The following is a 13,432-nucleotide window of genomic DNA, read 5'->3' on the forward strand; positions in this document are numbered from 1 at the left end:
GCTCAGGCGGCGCTGGCTAGGGCATCGGGGATCGTGCTGGAGGGGGCCTCAAAGCTGCCCTTGGCCACGAACTCCAGACGGAGCTTCATGAAGTCGATGAACTTCGGATCCGTGGAGACCACCGCAGCGGCGGGTTGGGGTACCTGGTCGGCAATGGCCTTGAGCTCGGGGGCCTGGAGGAAGGCCGGCCGCTTCACCAGCCAAAAGTCGATGGCCTTGCCCTGCTCGCCGTAATTGCGGACACGCTCGCGCAGCACCTCATCGAGGGGCTCTTCCACGGTGAGGAAGGCCTCACTGGCGGCCACGAAGTGGTACAGGGTCATGAACTGGTGCTGCCGAAGAGGGGTTCCCGGCGGGGATTCTGGACCAAAGCCTTCATCTGCCGCACGGCTTCCTCCAGACCCACCGCCAGGGCCCGAGCCACGATGGTGTGGCCGATGTTCAGCTCTTCCATCCCCTCGATGGCGGCAATGGGCTCAACGTTTTGATAGGTCAGGCCGTGGCCCGCGTTGACCCGCAGGCCCAGGCTGCGGGCGATGAAGGTGCCCTCGGTAATCCGTGCCAGTTCCTTGGCTTGGTGCTGCCAGCTGGCCTCGGCGTAGGTGCCGGTGTGCAGTTCCACCCAGCGGGCGCCGCTGGCCTGGCAGGCCTCGAGCTGGGCGGGATCGGCGTCGACAAACAGGCTGACCCCAATCCCGGCGTCCTGGAGACGGCCGGAGATTCCTTTGATGCTGCTCAGCTGGGATGCCACATCGAGACCGCCCTCGGTCGTGACCTCCTCGCGCTTCTCCGGCACGAGGGTGACCATGTCGGGTTGGATGCGCAGGGCAATGGCCTCCATCTCGGCTGTCGCTGCCATCTCCAGGTTCAGGCGACTGCGAACGACCTGACGCAGTAACTCCACGTCCCGGTCCTGGATGTGGCGCCGGTCCTCCCGCAGGTGCACCGTGATGCCATCGGCGCCGCCGAGCTCGGCGAGCAGGGCATAGCTCACCGGGTCGGGTTCGACCGTGCGGCGGGCCTGGCGCACATTTGCGATGTGATCGATGTTGACGCCAAGGCTCGCCATGGCAACCGCTGCTTCTAGGCGGATCCTATGGATGGCGCCCCCAGGCCCGCTCGATTAACTGCCTGCTTCCAGCGCTTTCGCGAAGGGATCACCCCTAGGTTCGATCAACTGTTTTGGCGAAGGTGTTCAGTCCGATGGCGGCGGCAGGCACGGCATCGGAGGCCCTGAGCGAGCGCGAGAAGAGTCTTTGCAACGGCATCAATCCCTGGCTGGCGCCGGTGGCGATGGTGTTGACCCAGGACGTGGCCTTGAAGGGCTTTTTTGGTGGTGGTCTGACGGTTCTTGGCCGCGAGAACCTTCCGGCTGAGGGGCCGGTGCTGCTGGCACCAACCCATCGTTCTCGCTGGGATGCACTGATGCTTCCCCACGCGGCCGGCCGCCGAGTGAGCGGCCGGGATTGCCGCTTCATGGTGACCAGCGATGAGATGACCGGTTTGCAGGGTTGGTTTCTGCATCGCCTGGGGTGCTTCCCGGTGAACCCCCGCAAACCCGCGGCCGCGTCCCTTCGCTTTGCCGTCGATCTTCTCGGTGGCGGCAATCAGTTGGTGATGTTCCCGGAGGGGAAGATCAACCAGCACGATCCGGCCATGCGCCTGATGCCGGGGTTGGCCCGCCTGACGGCCCTGGCGGAAGGACAGGGTGTGGCGGTTCAGGTGGTTCCAGTTGGGATTGCCTATGGCCATGCCAAGCCGCGTTTTGGTGATCAGGCCGCCCTTTGCTTTGGCGCTCCGATGCGCCTTCAAGGCACCGAGCGAGAGCAGATCAATGCCTTGACAGCAGAGCTCACGCAGAAGCTGGAGGTCGCAGAGGGGTTGGCGCGGCAGGCGGTGGGGCGCCCTTTGCAACGCCCGTAGAGTTCACCCACATCGCAAGTGGTCCCGTGCGCCGGCAGCTCGCCGCCTTCAGCCTCTCCGCCCTGGCGGCGGTTGTCCCTGCTCTCCTCTCGCAATCCGCCCTGGCCCAGGACGCCCAGAAGGTCCTGGCCTCCCCCAGCTCGGGCCTGAACCTGAGCGCCATCAAGGCCAAGGTGGCTGCCGGTGATGCCGCCGCTGCCGCTGGCAACCTCGAGCAGGCCAAGGCTGACTACGACTCGGCTCGGGAAGGCGCCCAGAACCTGACCCGCTTTTACCGCAGCCTCAGCGGTTCCTTCCGCGGCCTCGATGCTCGAATTCCCCGCGAGATGGATCAGAAAGGCCGGGACGCCTTGGAACTGCAGGCCAAGATCGACCTGCGTCTGGCGGCTCTGCTGCGCCGCATGAACCAGCCGGCCGCCGCCGTTCCCCTGCTGGTGGAAGTGGTGCAGATCACCACTCCGGCCAACCCCATGGGGCAGAAGGCGTACCAGAGCCTGCTCGAGTTGGGCTTCGTTACCACTCCCTTCGCCGGTGGTTCGGCCGCGGGCAACTGAATTCAGTGGCCCGTCTTCTTACAGTTCCAAGCTCACTGATCTGAGGTCATGGTTCATCCCGACCAGGTGAAGGCCGCCATTGGCGTCGCCCTTCCCGATGCCTGCGTTGAGGTGGAAGATCTCACCGGCGGCGGAGATCACCTGCAGGTGAAGGTGGTTTCCTCAGCCTTTGAGGGGCTCAGCCGGATCAAGCAGCACCAGTTGGTCTACGGCGCGCTGCGCTCCGAGCTAGCCAGCGAAGCGATTCACGCCCTCGCCCTGCAGACCTCAACCCCCTCCTGATTTCTCGATTCATCCCATGGATTCCGCCATCAAACAGCGCCTCGATCAGTTGGTGGGCAGCAGCCCGATCTTCGTCTTTATGAAGGGCAGCAAGTTGATGCCCCAGTGCGGCTTCAGCAACAACGTGGTGCAGATCCTCAACGCCATGGCTGTCCCCTTTGAGACCTTTGATGTCCTCTCCGACATGGAAGTCCGTCAGGGCATCAAGGAGTACTCCGAGTGGCCCACCATTCCCCAGGTCTATGTCAATGGGGAGTTCATTGGCGGCTCCGACATCCTGATCGAGATGTATAACTCCGGTGAACTAAAAGAGAAACTTGAGATCGCTCTCGCTAGCTGATCTTCTGGTTTGACTGAAACGATCGGGGCCCTGCTGGGCCCCTTTTTAGTGCCCGGAGACGACAGGGAATAGGTCTTGGCCAAACTCAAGGACTCCCACGATCAATGCCTGCTTTCGCCCTCTGGCGCTGAGGGTGTACCCCATCTAATGAGTGAGCCTGATCCCAAAAGGGGATATCGGGATTAGAAGTTGGAGCGATTGGATAGGTACCGGCTCCACGAGGTATGGGATGTCTCTCTTTGTTGACCCCCTGCTCTGGCTCATTGAGCTGATCGCTGTCTTCATCGCCTTGAGCATCTATGGGGCGATGTGGAAGGGGGCTCAAGACCAAGCCCAAAAGGGCTGGTTCATTGCCCTGATCTGGGCCGTGGCACTGGTTGCGGCACTTAATGGCCTGCGGGCGGGCTACATCCTCCTGAGCTGATAGCCCTGAGCCGCCAAACCTGGGAATCCCCCACAGACATAAGGCAGTTGCGCATGAGTCTCATGAGACAGCTGTTGCGGTAAGTCCGCGGCGGCGTGCAGCACTTTCGGTGATGCGCTTTTTGCAAGATTCTGGATATGACTACATTTTCGCTACAGGCTTAACGGCAGCGCGATAGCAATTGCAGTGTCTCATTGGCTTTTCGGTTATGTCGCCGCTTCGAAAAAGGGTTGATCAAAGGACTTGTAGCCCTTAAGAATTTCCTCATATTCCATTAACTCGGCATGCCACAGGACCCTCGTCTCGCCATCTCCTCCACCGCAGTGCAGGCCCCTCGTCGCTATGAGCTGGCCATCCGCAAGCCGCAGCGCATGACCATCACCGTGCCTTGGGCGCTCTATGAGCGGATGCTCAAGCAGAGCGATGTTCAGGGTCGTTCGCTCTCGAACTTGGCTTGCCACTGGCTTGAGCTGCACGGGGACCAGTTGGATCGAGCTGGGATGTTGAGTCACTAGGAGCACCAAGCCTTTGCTTTGGGCCAAAGGCTTGGGTCGGCTGGCGGGGCCGTGTGATCGCTGAGATCCCTTGGCCAGGCTGGGTTGGATGGATGACTCAGGCGAACTCCAAGAGACGCTGGAAGTGGCCCTGGCTAGCTGAATACAAAAGGGGCCCTCGGGCCCCTTTCCTGTGCAGATCGCGGAACTAGTTGCGCCCCGTCTCGTAAAGGGTGCTCATGTCGCCATTGGGGCCGATGAAGCTGGAGGGATCCATGATCCAGCGGTCCACCAGTTCCTCCAGGCGGCGCTGGGTAATGGGATCAAGCAGGGCCGACCGCCGCAGGGCATGCAGGTAGCCGTCGGCATACAGCCTCAGTTCCGATGGCGCGTGGTAGCGATCCGCCAGGGACTGGCAGGCATCGCAGAGCGATTGGAAATGGCGGATGGCGTCGGGGTTCTGCAGTGCGGTCATGGTTCGAGAAGAGGGCCTCGACCCGGTGGCCAGATATCAAGGCAGCGCCTGATACCGATGAGCCTTTGAAATTACCGATAGCGTAGTGAGAATCAAGGAGAAGGGCGTGTCCACCACACCTCCCAGTCCTGAATCGAATCTCAAGCGGGTTCTGGTGGTGGATCCTCACCCCACCTTGCGCACGGTTCTGGCTCAGCGGCTGCGGCAGGACGGCCATCTCACCGCTGCTGTCTCCACCGCCTCAGAAGCGGTCACCCTCTGTGAGGACCTCACCCCTGATCTGCTGGTCGCCGCCGAACTGCTCGAGGAAACGTCGGCCCTGAAGCTGGCCGGTCAGCTGCGCTGTCCCGTGATGGTCCTGACCGCCCGCTCCGGCTCCGAGCCGGTGGTCGCTCTACTCGATGCTGGCGCCGACGACGTCCTGCGCAAGCCCTTCGGTTTGGAAGAACTGGCCGCCCGCTGCCGCCTGCTGCTGCGCCGCAGTGGCACCGGTCTGCAGGAGCGGGTCTGCGTGGGTCCGCTAGAGGTGCATGTCCTGTTGCGTCAGGTGACCCTGCGGGATCAGCCCGTGGAGCTCAGCCCCCGGGAATTTGCCCTGCTCTGCGCCCTGCTCATGCCTCCCGGCATCATTCGCAGCCGCAGTGAATTGCTGCGCATGGCCTGGCCGCCCTTCAGCGGTGGTCCCCGTTCGGTCGACACGCAGGTGCTGACCCTGCGGCGCAAGTTGGAGCAGGCCGGCCTTGGTGAAGGTGGCGGCATCGAGACCGTTCGGCAGCAGGGCTACCGCTTCAGCCTCGACACGATTCCGGCCGATGGACTCAGCTCAGCCCCGTTGACGGGAGCACCCATCGCCCGCTGAGCAGGGCCCAGCCGACCATCGCCTCAAAGGCGAGCATGGCGGTGCAGAGTCCGGCCAGAAGCTGATAAGTCCAGGGCGGGCTGATCCGGCCGATGGAGCTGGTGTCCAGACCTGTCTTCTGGCTGAACTGGCCCAGGAATCCCTCGAAGGCTTGCACCCGTTGGGGGAGTAGGTAGGCCGAGCCGTCCTCTGTCCTGACATAGAACACGCGGCCCCCCTGGCTGGTGGCCACAGGGGTCAGGCCCTTGACTTCATCCCAGTTCAACGACCAACCGCGGCGCAACAGCCAGGAGCACCAGCGGGGATAACCCACCTGAAGGCCGCTCTCACTCAGGCTGACCTCCTCGCTCACCAGGGCCCAGACCAGCAGGAGTCCCAGGGGCAGGGCGCCAATCAACCAGGGCCGGAGGTCGGCCGGGGCCAGCCAGGGCAAGGGGAAGACCAGGGCCAGGTAGAGGCTGATCAGGGTGAAGCGAATCAGCGGTGCCATCGGATAGCGCTGATCGCTCATCGGTCCTCCGGGGAACCGGGCAGCGGTTCAATCACGCTCGAGGGTTGGTAGCGCCCGCCAAAGACCTCCTGCTCGCGTCCCTTCCAGAACTCACCCAGGCGCATCAGATCGGCGTGGGCCTCGCGCAGCTTCTCTTCGAATTCCACGGGATTCATCGTGTCCTTGGCCTCCTTCAACTTGGTCAGCCGCAGCAGTTGCAACATCCAAGGTTTGGAGAGTTCACCCCGCTGCTCGAGGTAGCGGGCCAGCTCCTCGGAATTCGGCATGTGGGCAGTGAGCAAGAAGAGGGGGCACCCTATGGAAGTGGTGTCAGCTGCTGCGAGTTCGGGTTTCTGTCTGCCCCCAGCCTGGGCAGCGGATGCCGTTGTCTATCAGATCTTTCCGGATCGCTTCTGCCGCAGTGGGCGAGCGCCCCAGCAGGACGACCTGCTGCTGGCGCCCTGGGGTAGTCCCCCTGACCAGCACCACTTTCAAGGGGGTGATCTCTGGGGCGTGCTGGACCGGCTCGATCACCTCCAGGGCCTGGGGGTGAGCTGCCTCTATCTCAATCCGATCTTCAGCTCGGCCGCCAATCACCGCTACCACGCCTACGACTACTTCCAGGTCGATCCGCTGCTGGGCGGCGAGCCGGCCTTTGAAGCGCTCTTGGCGGAGCTCAAACGCCGGGGGATGCGGCTGCTGCTCGATGGGGTCTTCAACCACTGTGGCCGCGGCTTCTGGGCGTTTCATCACCTGCTGGAGAACGGCCAGGCCTCGCCCTACCGCGACTGGTTCATTACCGAGCACTGGCCGCTGAAGGCCTATCCGGCGCCGGGGGAGTTCTGCGGTTACCACGCCTGGTGGAGCGACCCGGCCCTGCCGAAGTTCAACCACGCCCATCCCCAGGTTCAAGCGCATCTGCTGGCGGTCGGTCGCCACTGGATCGAGCGGGGGATCGATGGATGGCGCCTCGATGTTCCCGATGAGGTCGAGCCGAGCTTCTGGGAGGCCTTCCGGCGGGAGGTGCGCGGGGCCAACCCCGAGGCCTGGATCGTCGGTGAGATCTGGGGTGAGGCGCGCCAGTGGCTTGGCGGCCAGCACTTTGATGGGGTGATGAACTACCGGATCGCCTGGGGCACTCTGGGCTGGGTGGCGGCTGGAGCCCTCGCTAAGGGACACCGGCGGGAGTCGATTCCCTACCAATGCCTAACGACGGTCGGCTATCGGGCGCTGCTGCTCGAGACCCTGGGTTGGTATCGGCCCGAGGTCAACTGCGCCCAGCTCAACCTGCTCGATAGCCACGACGTCCCCCGGGCCCTGCACATGCTCCAGGGAGATGTGGGCGCCTTGAGGCTGGCCCTCGCGCTGCTCTTTGCCTTACCCGGAGCGCCCTCGATCTATTACGGCACTGAAGCCGGTCTCTGCGGCGGGGAGGAGCCGGCCTGCCGCGAAGCCTTCCCCTGGAAGAACCGACCCCTGGAGCTGAGTGCCTTCATCGCGGCACTCGCCCAGTTGCGTCGAGATCATCTCGCCCTTCGCTCGGCTGACCTGGAACTCGAGCCCCTCGGGGAGGACGCGCTGGTGCTCATCCGGGGAACAGGGGCCGATCAGCGGCGGCTCGTGCTGAATCGCAGCCGGGACTCAGACTTGGCACTCCCTGACGGCAGCCGGCTGGGGCCCCAGGACTGGGTGCTCTTGGCCTAATCCGGCAGAGCCCAGGGGTTCAGGCCGAGGTCCGCGCCGATGCGGTGGGCGCAGGCAAAGCCGCTGAAGGCCACGGCGTTCAGGCCCTGACCCGGGAAGCAGGAATCGCCCACGCAGTAGAGGTTCTGCAAGCCGGTGCGGTTGAAGGGCATCGGCAGCAGGCCAGGCAGGCGCAGGGCCGGGATCGGGCCATAGCTGCCGCCCATGCGTCCCAGGAAGCGGCGGTGGGTGCGGGGGGTGCCGATCTCCTGGTGGCGGATCGCGCCGCCCAGGCCCGGGAGGATGGCTTCGAGGCGCTGCACCAGGCGAGCGGCATCGGCGGCCTTCTTGGCCTTGTAGGCGCTGGGGCTCAGCTGCTTCCAGGCCTGGATGTCGCTTGGGGTGAAGCTATGGACGATGTGCCGCCCTTCCGGCGCCAGGGAGGGATCCAACAGGGTGGGGATCGAGACGAAGATCACCCCCTGCTCGTCCTCCATCGCCGCCCAGTCCTCCAGCAGCAGGTGGTGGCAGTGGAAGCCCTCGGGGATCACCGAGGCCTCCACCCCGAGGTGCAGGGAGAGGAAGGAGGGGGAGGGCTTGTAGCGCCGGCGCCAGGTGGATTCGGCCTTGGGGGTGTGGGCGGCATCCACCAGCGGTTGGCGCACCGAACCTTTGCCCGCAAAGGTGTCCCAGCGGGTGGCGTTGCTCACCACGCGGCGGGCCTGGATCGTCTCGCCGTCTGCGAGTTTCACGCCGGTGGCCTGGCCGTTCTCGATCAGCACCTCGGTGACCCGGGCCTTGTAGCGGATCGCGCCGCCGTGGCTCTCCAGGCCTGCCACCAACTTCTCGGCGATCACCCCCACGCCTCCTTTGGGGTAGTTGATGCCGCCGGCATGGCGATCGGAGAAGACCATTCCGGCGTTAATCATCGGCGTGAGGTCTGCGGGCATCACGCTCCAGCAGAAACACTCCATATCGATCAGCTTCAGCAGCTGCTCGTCCTGGATGTGTTTGCGGGCCACATCGCCGACGTTGAAGGGCAGCCAGCGGGCCAGCCCGAGGCAGGCCAGGGGGGCCTTGAAGAAGACCTTTGCCAGATAGGCCGGGTCCTCGAGCGACAGCAGCGGCATCGCATCGAGGCAGTTGAACACCTGCCAGCAGGTGTCATAGAAGGCGCGGATGCCCTGGGCTTCGTGGGGGAAGAGTCCCGTGAGGCGGGCGATGAAGGCTTCGTAGTCCCGGTCGACGGCGACGTTCAGGCCACCCGGCAGGTGGTATTCGAGCTGGACTGGATCGGGGACCGTCTGGCAGTGCTGGCCCACATCGGCCAGGGCTCGGGTGAGCAGGTTCGTGTGCCCCTTCTCCCCGAAGCCAAAGATCATCGAGGCACCCACATCAAAGGTGTAGCCCTCGCGGCGGAAGCTGCCTCCGGATCCCCCGGGTATCAAATAGCGCTCCAGCACCAGGGTCTTGGCGCCTTTGGCCGCCAGCTGGGAGGCCGTGACCAGGCCGCCGATGCCCGAGCCGATCACGATCACGTCCCAGGAGGGCTTGGTCACGGCAGGGTCTTCCGAAGCAGGTCGAACCCTAGGCGGCGAGCGGGGTCTGCTCGCAGAAGGGGGCCAGATCGCTCAGGGCCCGGTCGCGGTAGGCCCCGTAGCGGCGTCGCTTATCGCGGATTCGCTCGGGTAGCTCCGGCAGCAGGCCGAAGTTAGGGGGCATCGGCTGGAACTTCTCGCTGGGGGCCTCGGCGATGAAGTGGGTCAGGGCACCGCTCATGGTGGTGTGGGGCAGCTGAAGCGGTTCCTGGCCGCGTGCCAGGCGGGCGGCGTTGGTGCCGGCCAGCCAGCCGCCGGCGACGGCCGCGGCGTAGCCCTCGGTGCCGGTGATCTGCCCGGCGGCCAGCAGGGTGGGGCGCGTTCGGAACTGCAGGGTGGGATCCAGCAGCTGGGGCGCCTCGAGGAAGGTGTTGCGGTGCATCACCCCGAAGCGCACGAACTCGGCGTTCTCTAATCCGGGGATCATCCGCAGCACCCGCTTCTGCTCCCCCCACTTGAGGTTGGTCTGGAAGCCCACCAGGTTCCACAGGCGCCCGTCCTTGTCCTCCTGGCGCAACTGCACTACGGCATAGGCGCGCTTGGCTCGGCGCACGTCGCGGTCATTGACATCCCCCCAACGGGGATCCCAGAGGCCGATGGGCTTGAGGGGGCCGTAGCGCATCGTGTCCTCGCCGCGGCGGGCGAGTTCCTCAATCGGCAGGCAGCCCTCGAAGAAGGTGGCGTTTTCCTTCTCGAAATCCTTGAGTTCGGCCTGCTCGGCGGCCAGCAGGGCCTCGCGGAAAGCGAGGAACTGCTCCTTGTCCATCGGACAGTTGATGTAGTCGGCGTCTCCCTTGTCGTAGCGGGAGGCCCGGAAGGCGATGGAGAGGTCGATGCTCTCGCCCTCGACGATCGGACTGGCGGCGTCAAAGAAATGGCAATCGCCTCGGCCGGTGAAGGCTCGCAGGTCTTCTGCCAGGGGTTCGCTAGTGAGGGGGCCGGTGGCCAGCACCGTGATTTGCTCTGGTCCCGGTAGCGCCAGCTGCTCGTCGCGCACCACCGTCACCAGGGGGTGCTGCTCGAGGGTTTCGGTCAGGGCGGCGCTGTAGCGGCCGCGGTCGACCGCCAGGGCGCCGCCGGCGGGGACGGAATGCTTGTCTGCGGTCCCAATCACCAGCGAGCCGAGGCGGCGCAGCTCCTCCTGCAGCAGGCCCGCGGCTCGATCACTGCTGAGGGCACCGAAGCTGTTGCTGCAGACCAGCTCGGCAAATTCGCTGCTGTGGTGGGCGGGGGAGCGGCGCACGGGCCGCATTTCCACCAGCCGCACCTGGATGCCGGCCCGGGCGATCTGCCAAGCGGCCTCGGTTCCGGCCAGGCCCGCCCCGATCACCAAGACGGATTGGGAGCTGGATTGAGACACGCGAAACCGGCTCCGCCTGAATTGATCAGGCTAGGAGCCGGCGGGTGGGCGCTTGCCCTTAGCCGTTGGCGCGCTTGAGCATCATCTGCAGTTGGCCCACGGCGGCGCGGCCGATGTTGAAGACAGCCCAGCTGGCGGCCAGAAGGATCGGGGTCACAACAAGCAGGAGCCGTGCGTCCATGACTGGGGGCAAAAGGAGTGACTTGATCTTACGAACTTCTGCTCCGTCCAAGGCTGATGCTCTGAGGTGCTGATCGATTTCGCAGTAATTGAATGGTTATGGGTTAGTGGAAGCCCAGGTCCGTGGAGCGGCCGGCGTGGGCCATGGCCAGTTGGCGGTAGCGCCGGGCGTGCTCCCGCTGCTCGGCGGCCTTCTCCTCGGAGAGCTCGCGTTTGACCTGGGCTGGAGCACCCATGACCAGCGCCCGGGCTGGCACGTCTTTGGTTACCACCGAGCCCGCCGCGACCAGGGCTCCCTCTCCAACGGTGACTCCGTTGAGGACGACCGCTCCGATGCCGATCAGGCAGCCGTCTTCGAGGGTGGCCCCATGGACCACGGCCCGATGGCCGATGGTGACGTCAGCTCCGATGAGCACCGGTTGACCCGGATCCCCATGGAGCACGGCCCCATCCTGGACATTGCTGCCTTCTCCGATAACGATCGGGCAGACATCAGCGCGGGCCACCGCGGTGGGCCAGAGACTGGCGCCAGCACCCAGTTGGACGTCCCCAATCAGCACGGCGCTCTCCGCAACCCAGGCATCGGGATGGACGGATGGCTGGGGCCACGGAGCGCTGGCCATGGGCTTGCTGCAAACGACGCGTTAGCCGCCATTCTCGGGGGGTTTGAAGGCGGGACCCTCCGGGTGATACCTTCACTCGGTGCCCAGTGATGGGCGCCCCCAAACGACGGTGTCTAACCTGCGTTCGGAGGGTCGTTAGCTCAGCGGTAGAGCACTCGGCTTTTAACCGATTGGTCCTCAGTTCGAATCTGAGACGACCCATTTTTGAATCGCTCGATCGTTCTGGCAGCAGCCGAGACGGTCGAGCTTTTTTGTGTCTTCCCCTTAGCTCAGCCAGCTGAAGACCAGCTCCAGCAAGGCGAAGCCCAGCAGGCAGAAGCCAGCCAGTAGGGACAAGGTTGGTGCCAAGTACAGGGCCTGTTACGCCTGAATCCGTTCTAGGCCTCCTCCAATGCCGGCTTGGCTGCCAAAAGCACAGGACACAAAAAAAGCGAGCACCAGCCCGCCTCGAGAAACCTCTTACGAATTGTAAAGGGTCTCTCAGGACCAATGTGAGACGCGCTCTTGCTGGGTCCTGGCCAACCATCCAGCCTGCGCCCCTTGGGATCGTGAGGCAATGGGTCGAATGGCTGATTGCCCAGGATGGATCCCGCGGTGATGCTGTGTCCATCGAACCCGGAGGCGTCCCCATGGACGACACGCCACCTCGCTAGCAGCAGAAGCTCGCTGACCCAAGGCCCCTGCTCCAACAGTCTTCACCCATCCGTAGGGCAGGTCGTCGGACCGGACACTGATTAGGGACGTCTGAGCCGTCGACACTCCATCTGCACCGCCTCAGGTGCCCCAGGAGAAACCAGCCCCACACCTGGACTCTCTGGCCCCAGGCGCCACACCAGCCGCTTCACAGAATCTGCATCCAAGACCCCCGGCCATTTGGTACGGGGGTTTTTGGTGGCCGCCTAGAGCAGTTGATCGAGCTCGAGATCCGGCCGTCGCAGGAGGGCAAAGACCGTTCCGGCATTGCCGCGGCAGATCCGTAGGTCCTGATCGACGACGGTGATGTCGAGCCAGGCGGGGAAAGACTGCTTGACGTTCTGGAGCCACTGCAAACGCTTGCCCCCAAGGCTTGGGCCAACCCAGCCACCGCGGCGAAAGCTCACGCGCACCCTCTGCGACTGGCCTGGGTCCAGGGCGATTTCGGCTTCGACGGCGATCCCCGCGATGGAGGCGAGGGGGCCGACTAGGCGAAGCAGATTCACCCCCCGTCCCTGGGATGGCGCCAGGCCCTGGAGGTTCTCCAGCCAAGGAGCGACCGATAGATAGGGCTGCTGGCTGCTGCTCCAACGCAATTCCCAGACCCCTTCGAGCTGCTGCAGGGTGATGGGGTCCGATAGATCGGCCGGCTGGTCGCGCTCCAGGGCTTCAATCAGGGCTTCGACTTGCTGGCGCTGCCGGTTGGCACTGCCCCTGGGTTGCTGCCGCAGGATCTCAAGCAGTTCACTGCGCTCGGGGGGCTTGTCCTTCGCCATCAGGCCTCTAGAACCTGTAGGCGGGCGTGGACCGTCAGGCTGACCTCGGCTTGGGTGTCGACGCTGAAGGCACGCCAGTTGGCTTTGGAATCGGGGCGTCCCTGGAGCTGCCCCCACTCAATGCGTTGCCCGCCGTAGGTGAGCCCAACGCAGGTCAGGCTCTGGTCATCGGCCAGGAGGCTCCAAAGCAGGGCGAGCTGGCTGCGCTCATAGTCCTTAGGCACTGCGCTGGCCCCCTCGCTGGCCACGACGCCGGGTTCCAGGGTGAGGGTCAGATCCCGCTCCCAGCTGAGGAAGCGACCGTCGTGGGTGGGATAGAACCAGCAGGTTTCATTGACCGCCTCCAGCAGTGAGAAGCGGTCGATGCAGTGGAGGGCGTCCGGATCCGAGCTCCGCTGGTAGATCCCGATGGCGTTGCCCTGGGGGTCAAAGCAAGGGATCTCCGCATCACAGATCAGACGCCGAAGCGATCCGCCGCTACCGGGGTCCAGCTGGCCGTCCCAGGGCAGATCGGCCAGGGCCTCGTTGCTGGTCTCGCCTGCGGTGAACAGGCGCAGGGAAAACCCCGTGCTGGGACCCTGATGCTGAATGGAAACGAGATCAGCCCAGGTGGTCTCTCCTTCGGGCAGCAGCGCCAGCGGAGCGATGAGGAACACCAGGGGATGGGCCATGGCAGGC

The 13,432-nt window shown here is 64.6% G+C and carries 19 protein-coding genes and 1 tRNA gene; 9 read left to right on the forward strand and 11 right to left on the reverse strand.

The annotated features are described in order from the left end of the window. Nucleotides 1-2: 2 nt before the first annotated feature. Nucleotides 3-323, reverse strand: coding sequence for an MgPME-cyclase complex family protein (locus tag ACLM42_RS02785; RefSeq protein ID WP_415399654.1), 321 nt, complete (start codon nucleotides 321-323; stop codon nucleotides 3-5). After that, complete coding sequence (locus ACLM42_RS02790) at nucleotides 320-1,069, reverse strand: pyridoxine 5'-phosphate synthase (protein ID WP_415399655.1); 750 nt, start codon at nucleotides 1,067-1,069, stop codon at nucleotides 320-322. Before ACLM42_RS02790 ends, ACLM42_RS02785 begins: the two co-directional genes overlap by 4 nt. A gap of 134 nt (nucleotides 1,070-1,203) precedes the next feature. Here ACLM42_RS02790 and ACLM42_RS02795 point away from each other — a divergent pair, with 134 nt between their 5' ends. From ACLM42_RS02795 to ACLM42_RS02820, 6 genes are all read left to right on the forward strand, one after another. Further along, complete coding sequence (locus tag ACLM42_RS02795) at nucleotides 1,204-1,923, forward strand: lysophospholipid acyltransferase family protein (RefSeq protein ID WP_247911941.1); 720 nt, start codon at nucleotides 1,204-1,206, stop codon at nucleotides 1,921-1,923. A 26-nt stretch (nucleotides 1,924-1,949) separates the two neighbouring features. After that, nucleotides 1,950-2,477: a hypothetical protein gene (locus ACLM42_RS02800; protein ID WP_247911436.1), complete on the forward strand. Its 528-nt coding sequence runs from the start codon at nucleotides 1,950-1,952 to the stop codon at nucleotides 2,475-2,477. Between the two features lie 48 nt (nucleotides 2,478-2,525). Next, nucleotides 2,526-2,759: a BolA family protein gene (locus tag ACLM42_RS02805; protein WP_010317824.1), complete on the forward strand. Its 234-nt coding sequence runs from the start codon at nucleotides 2,526-2,528 to the stop codon at nucleotides 2,757-2,759. 16 nt (nucleotides 2,760-2,775) lie between these two features. Next, nucleotides 2,776-3,099: a Grx4 family monothiol glutaredoxin gene (gene grxD / locus ACLM42_RS02810; RefSeq protein ID WP_247911434.1), complete on the forward strand. Its 324-nt coding sequence runs from the start codon at nucleotides 2,776-2,778 to the stop codon at nucleotides 3,097-3,099. A gap of 229 nt (nucleotides 3,100-3,328) precedes the next feature. After that, the gene (locus ACLM42_RS02815) at nucleotides 3,329-3,523 is read left to right on the forward strand and encodes a hypothetical protein (protein WP_415399656.1); all 195 of its coding nucleotides are present in this window, start codon (nucleotides 3,329-3,331) and stop codon (nucleotides 3,521-3,523) included. Nucleotides 3,524-3,807: 284 nt separating this feature from the next. Beyond that, nucleotides 3,808-4,038 (forward strand): hypothetical protein, encoded by a 231-nt coding sequence (locus tag ACLM42_RS02820; protein WP_247910436.1) that lies wholly within the window; start codon nucleotides 3,808-3,810, stop codon nucleotides 4,036-4,038. A 187-nt stretch (nucleotides 4,039-4,225) separates the two neighbouring features. Here ACLM42_RS02820 and ACLM42_RS02825 read toward each other — a convergent pair whose 3' ends face one another. Further along, on the reverse strand, nucleotides 4,226-4,492 hold the full coding sequence (locus ACLM42_RS02825) for a DUF6761 family protein (protein WP_247911432.1): 267 nt from the start codon (nucleotides 4,490-4,492) through the stop codon (nucleotides 4,226-4,228). Between the two features lie 106 nt (nucleotides 4,493-4,598). On the opposite strand from ACLM42_RS02825, the gene ACLM42_RS02830 reads away from it, so the two are divergent. Then, nucleotides 4,599-5,351 carry a response regulator transcription factor gene (locus tag ACLM42_RS02830; RefSeq protein WP_247911431.1) on the forward strand — a complete coding sequence of 251 codons (753 nt, stop codon included), beginning with the start codon at nucleotides 4,599-4,601 and terminating at the stop codon, nucleotides 5,349-5,351. On the opposite strand, the gene ACLM42_RS02835 is transcribed toward ACLM42_RS02830, so the two are convergent. Then, nucleotides 5,311-5,862 (reverse strand): hypothetical protein, encoded by a 552-nt coding sequence (locus ACLM42_RS02835; RefSeq protein WP_415399657.1) that lies wholly within the window; start codon nucleotides 5,860-5,862, stop codon nucleotides 5,311-5,313. The genes ACLM42_RS02830 and ACLM42_RS02835 overlap by 41 nt on opposite strands. Next, on the reverse strand, nucleotides 5,859-6,128 hold the full coding sequence (locus ACLM42_RS02840) for a hypothetical protein (RefSeq protein WP_247911429.1): 270 nt from the start codon (nucleotides 6,126-6,128) through the stop codon (nucleotides 5,859-5,861). Before ACLM42_RS02840 ends, ACLM42_RS02835 begins: the two co-directional genes overlap by 4 nt. Before the next feature lie 31 nt (nucleotides 6,129-6,159). On the opposite strand from ACLM42_RS02840, the gene ACLM42_RS02845 reads away from it, so the two are divergent. After that, nucleotides 6,160-7,545 carry a glycoside hydrolase family 13 protein gene (locus tag ACLM42_RS02845; RefSeq protein WP_415399658.1) on the forward strand — a complete coding sequence of 462 codons (1,386 nt, stop codon included), beginning with the start codon at nucleotides 6,160-6,162 and terminating at the stop codon, nucleotides 7,543-7,545. Here ACLM42_RS02845 and crtH read toward each other — a convergent pair. From crtH to ACLM42_RS02865, 4 genes are all read right to left on the reverse strand, one after another. Continuing rightward, a complete protein-coding gene (crtH, locus tag ACLM42_RS02850) occupies nucleotides 7,542-9,083 on the reverse strand; it encodes a carotenoid isomerase (protein WP_247911427.1) in 1,542 nt (513 codons plus the stop codon). The genes ACLM42_RS02845 and crtH overlap by 4 nt on opposite strands. A gap of 28 nt (nucleotides 9,084-9,111) precedes the next feature. Next, nucleotides 9,112-10,482, reverse strand: coding sequence for an FADH(2)-oxidizing methylenetetrahydrofolate--tRNA-(uracil(54)-C(5))-methyltransferase TrmFO (trmFO, locus tag ACLM42_RS02855; RefSeq protein ID WP_415399659.1), 1,371 nt, complete (start codon nucleotides 10,480-10,482; stop codon nucleotides 9,112-9,114). Between the two features lie 58 nt (nucleotides 10,483-10,540). Further along, complete coding sequence (locus tag ACLM42_RS02860; RefSeq protein WP_185187962.1) at nucleotides 10,541-10,663, reverse strand: photosystem II protein Y; 123 nt, start codon at nucleotides 10,661-10,663, stop codon at nucleotides 10,541-10,543. 103 nt (nucleotides 10,664-10,766) lie between these two features. Next, on the reverse strand, nucleotides 10,767-11,285 hold the full coding sequence (locus tag ACLM42_RS02865; RefSeq protein WP_247911425.1) for a gamma carbonic anhydrase family protein: 519 nt from the start codon (nucleotides 11,283-11,285) through the stop codon (nucleotides 10,767-10,769). Nucleotides 11,286-11,414: 129 nt separating this feature from the next. Between ACLM42_RS02865 and ACLM42_RS02870 the strand changes: the two genes are divergently transcribed. Next, nucleotides 11,415-11,486, forward strand: a tRNA-Lys gene (locus ACLM42_RS02870). A 698-nt stretch (nucleotides 11,487-12,184) separates the two neighbouring features. On the opposite strand, the gene ACLM42_RS02875 is transcribed toward ACLM42_RS02870, so the two are convergent. Further along, nucleotides 12,185-12,754, reverse strand: coding sequence for a PAP/fibrillin family protein (locus ACLM42_RS02875; protein WP_415399660.1), 570 nt, complete (start codon nucleotides 12,752-12,754; stop codon nucleotides 12,185-12,187). Further along, complete coding sequence (locus ACLM42_RS02880) at nucleotides 12,754-13,425, reverse strand: hypothetical protein (protein WP_415399661.1); 672 nt, start codon at nucleotides 13,423-13,425, stop codon at nucleotides 12,754-12,756. Before ACLM42_RS02880 ends, ACLM42_RS02875 begins: the two co-directional genes overlap by 1 nt. Between the last annotated feature and the right edge of the window lie 7 nt (nucleotides 13,426-13,432).

Origin of the sequence: Synechococcus sp. W4D4 (genome assembly GCF_047716805.1) — a bacterium.
Taxonomy (GTDB): domain Bacteria; phylum Cyanobacteriota; class Cyanobacteriia; order PCC-6307; family Cyanobiaceae; genus Vulcanococcus.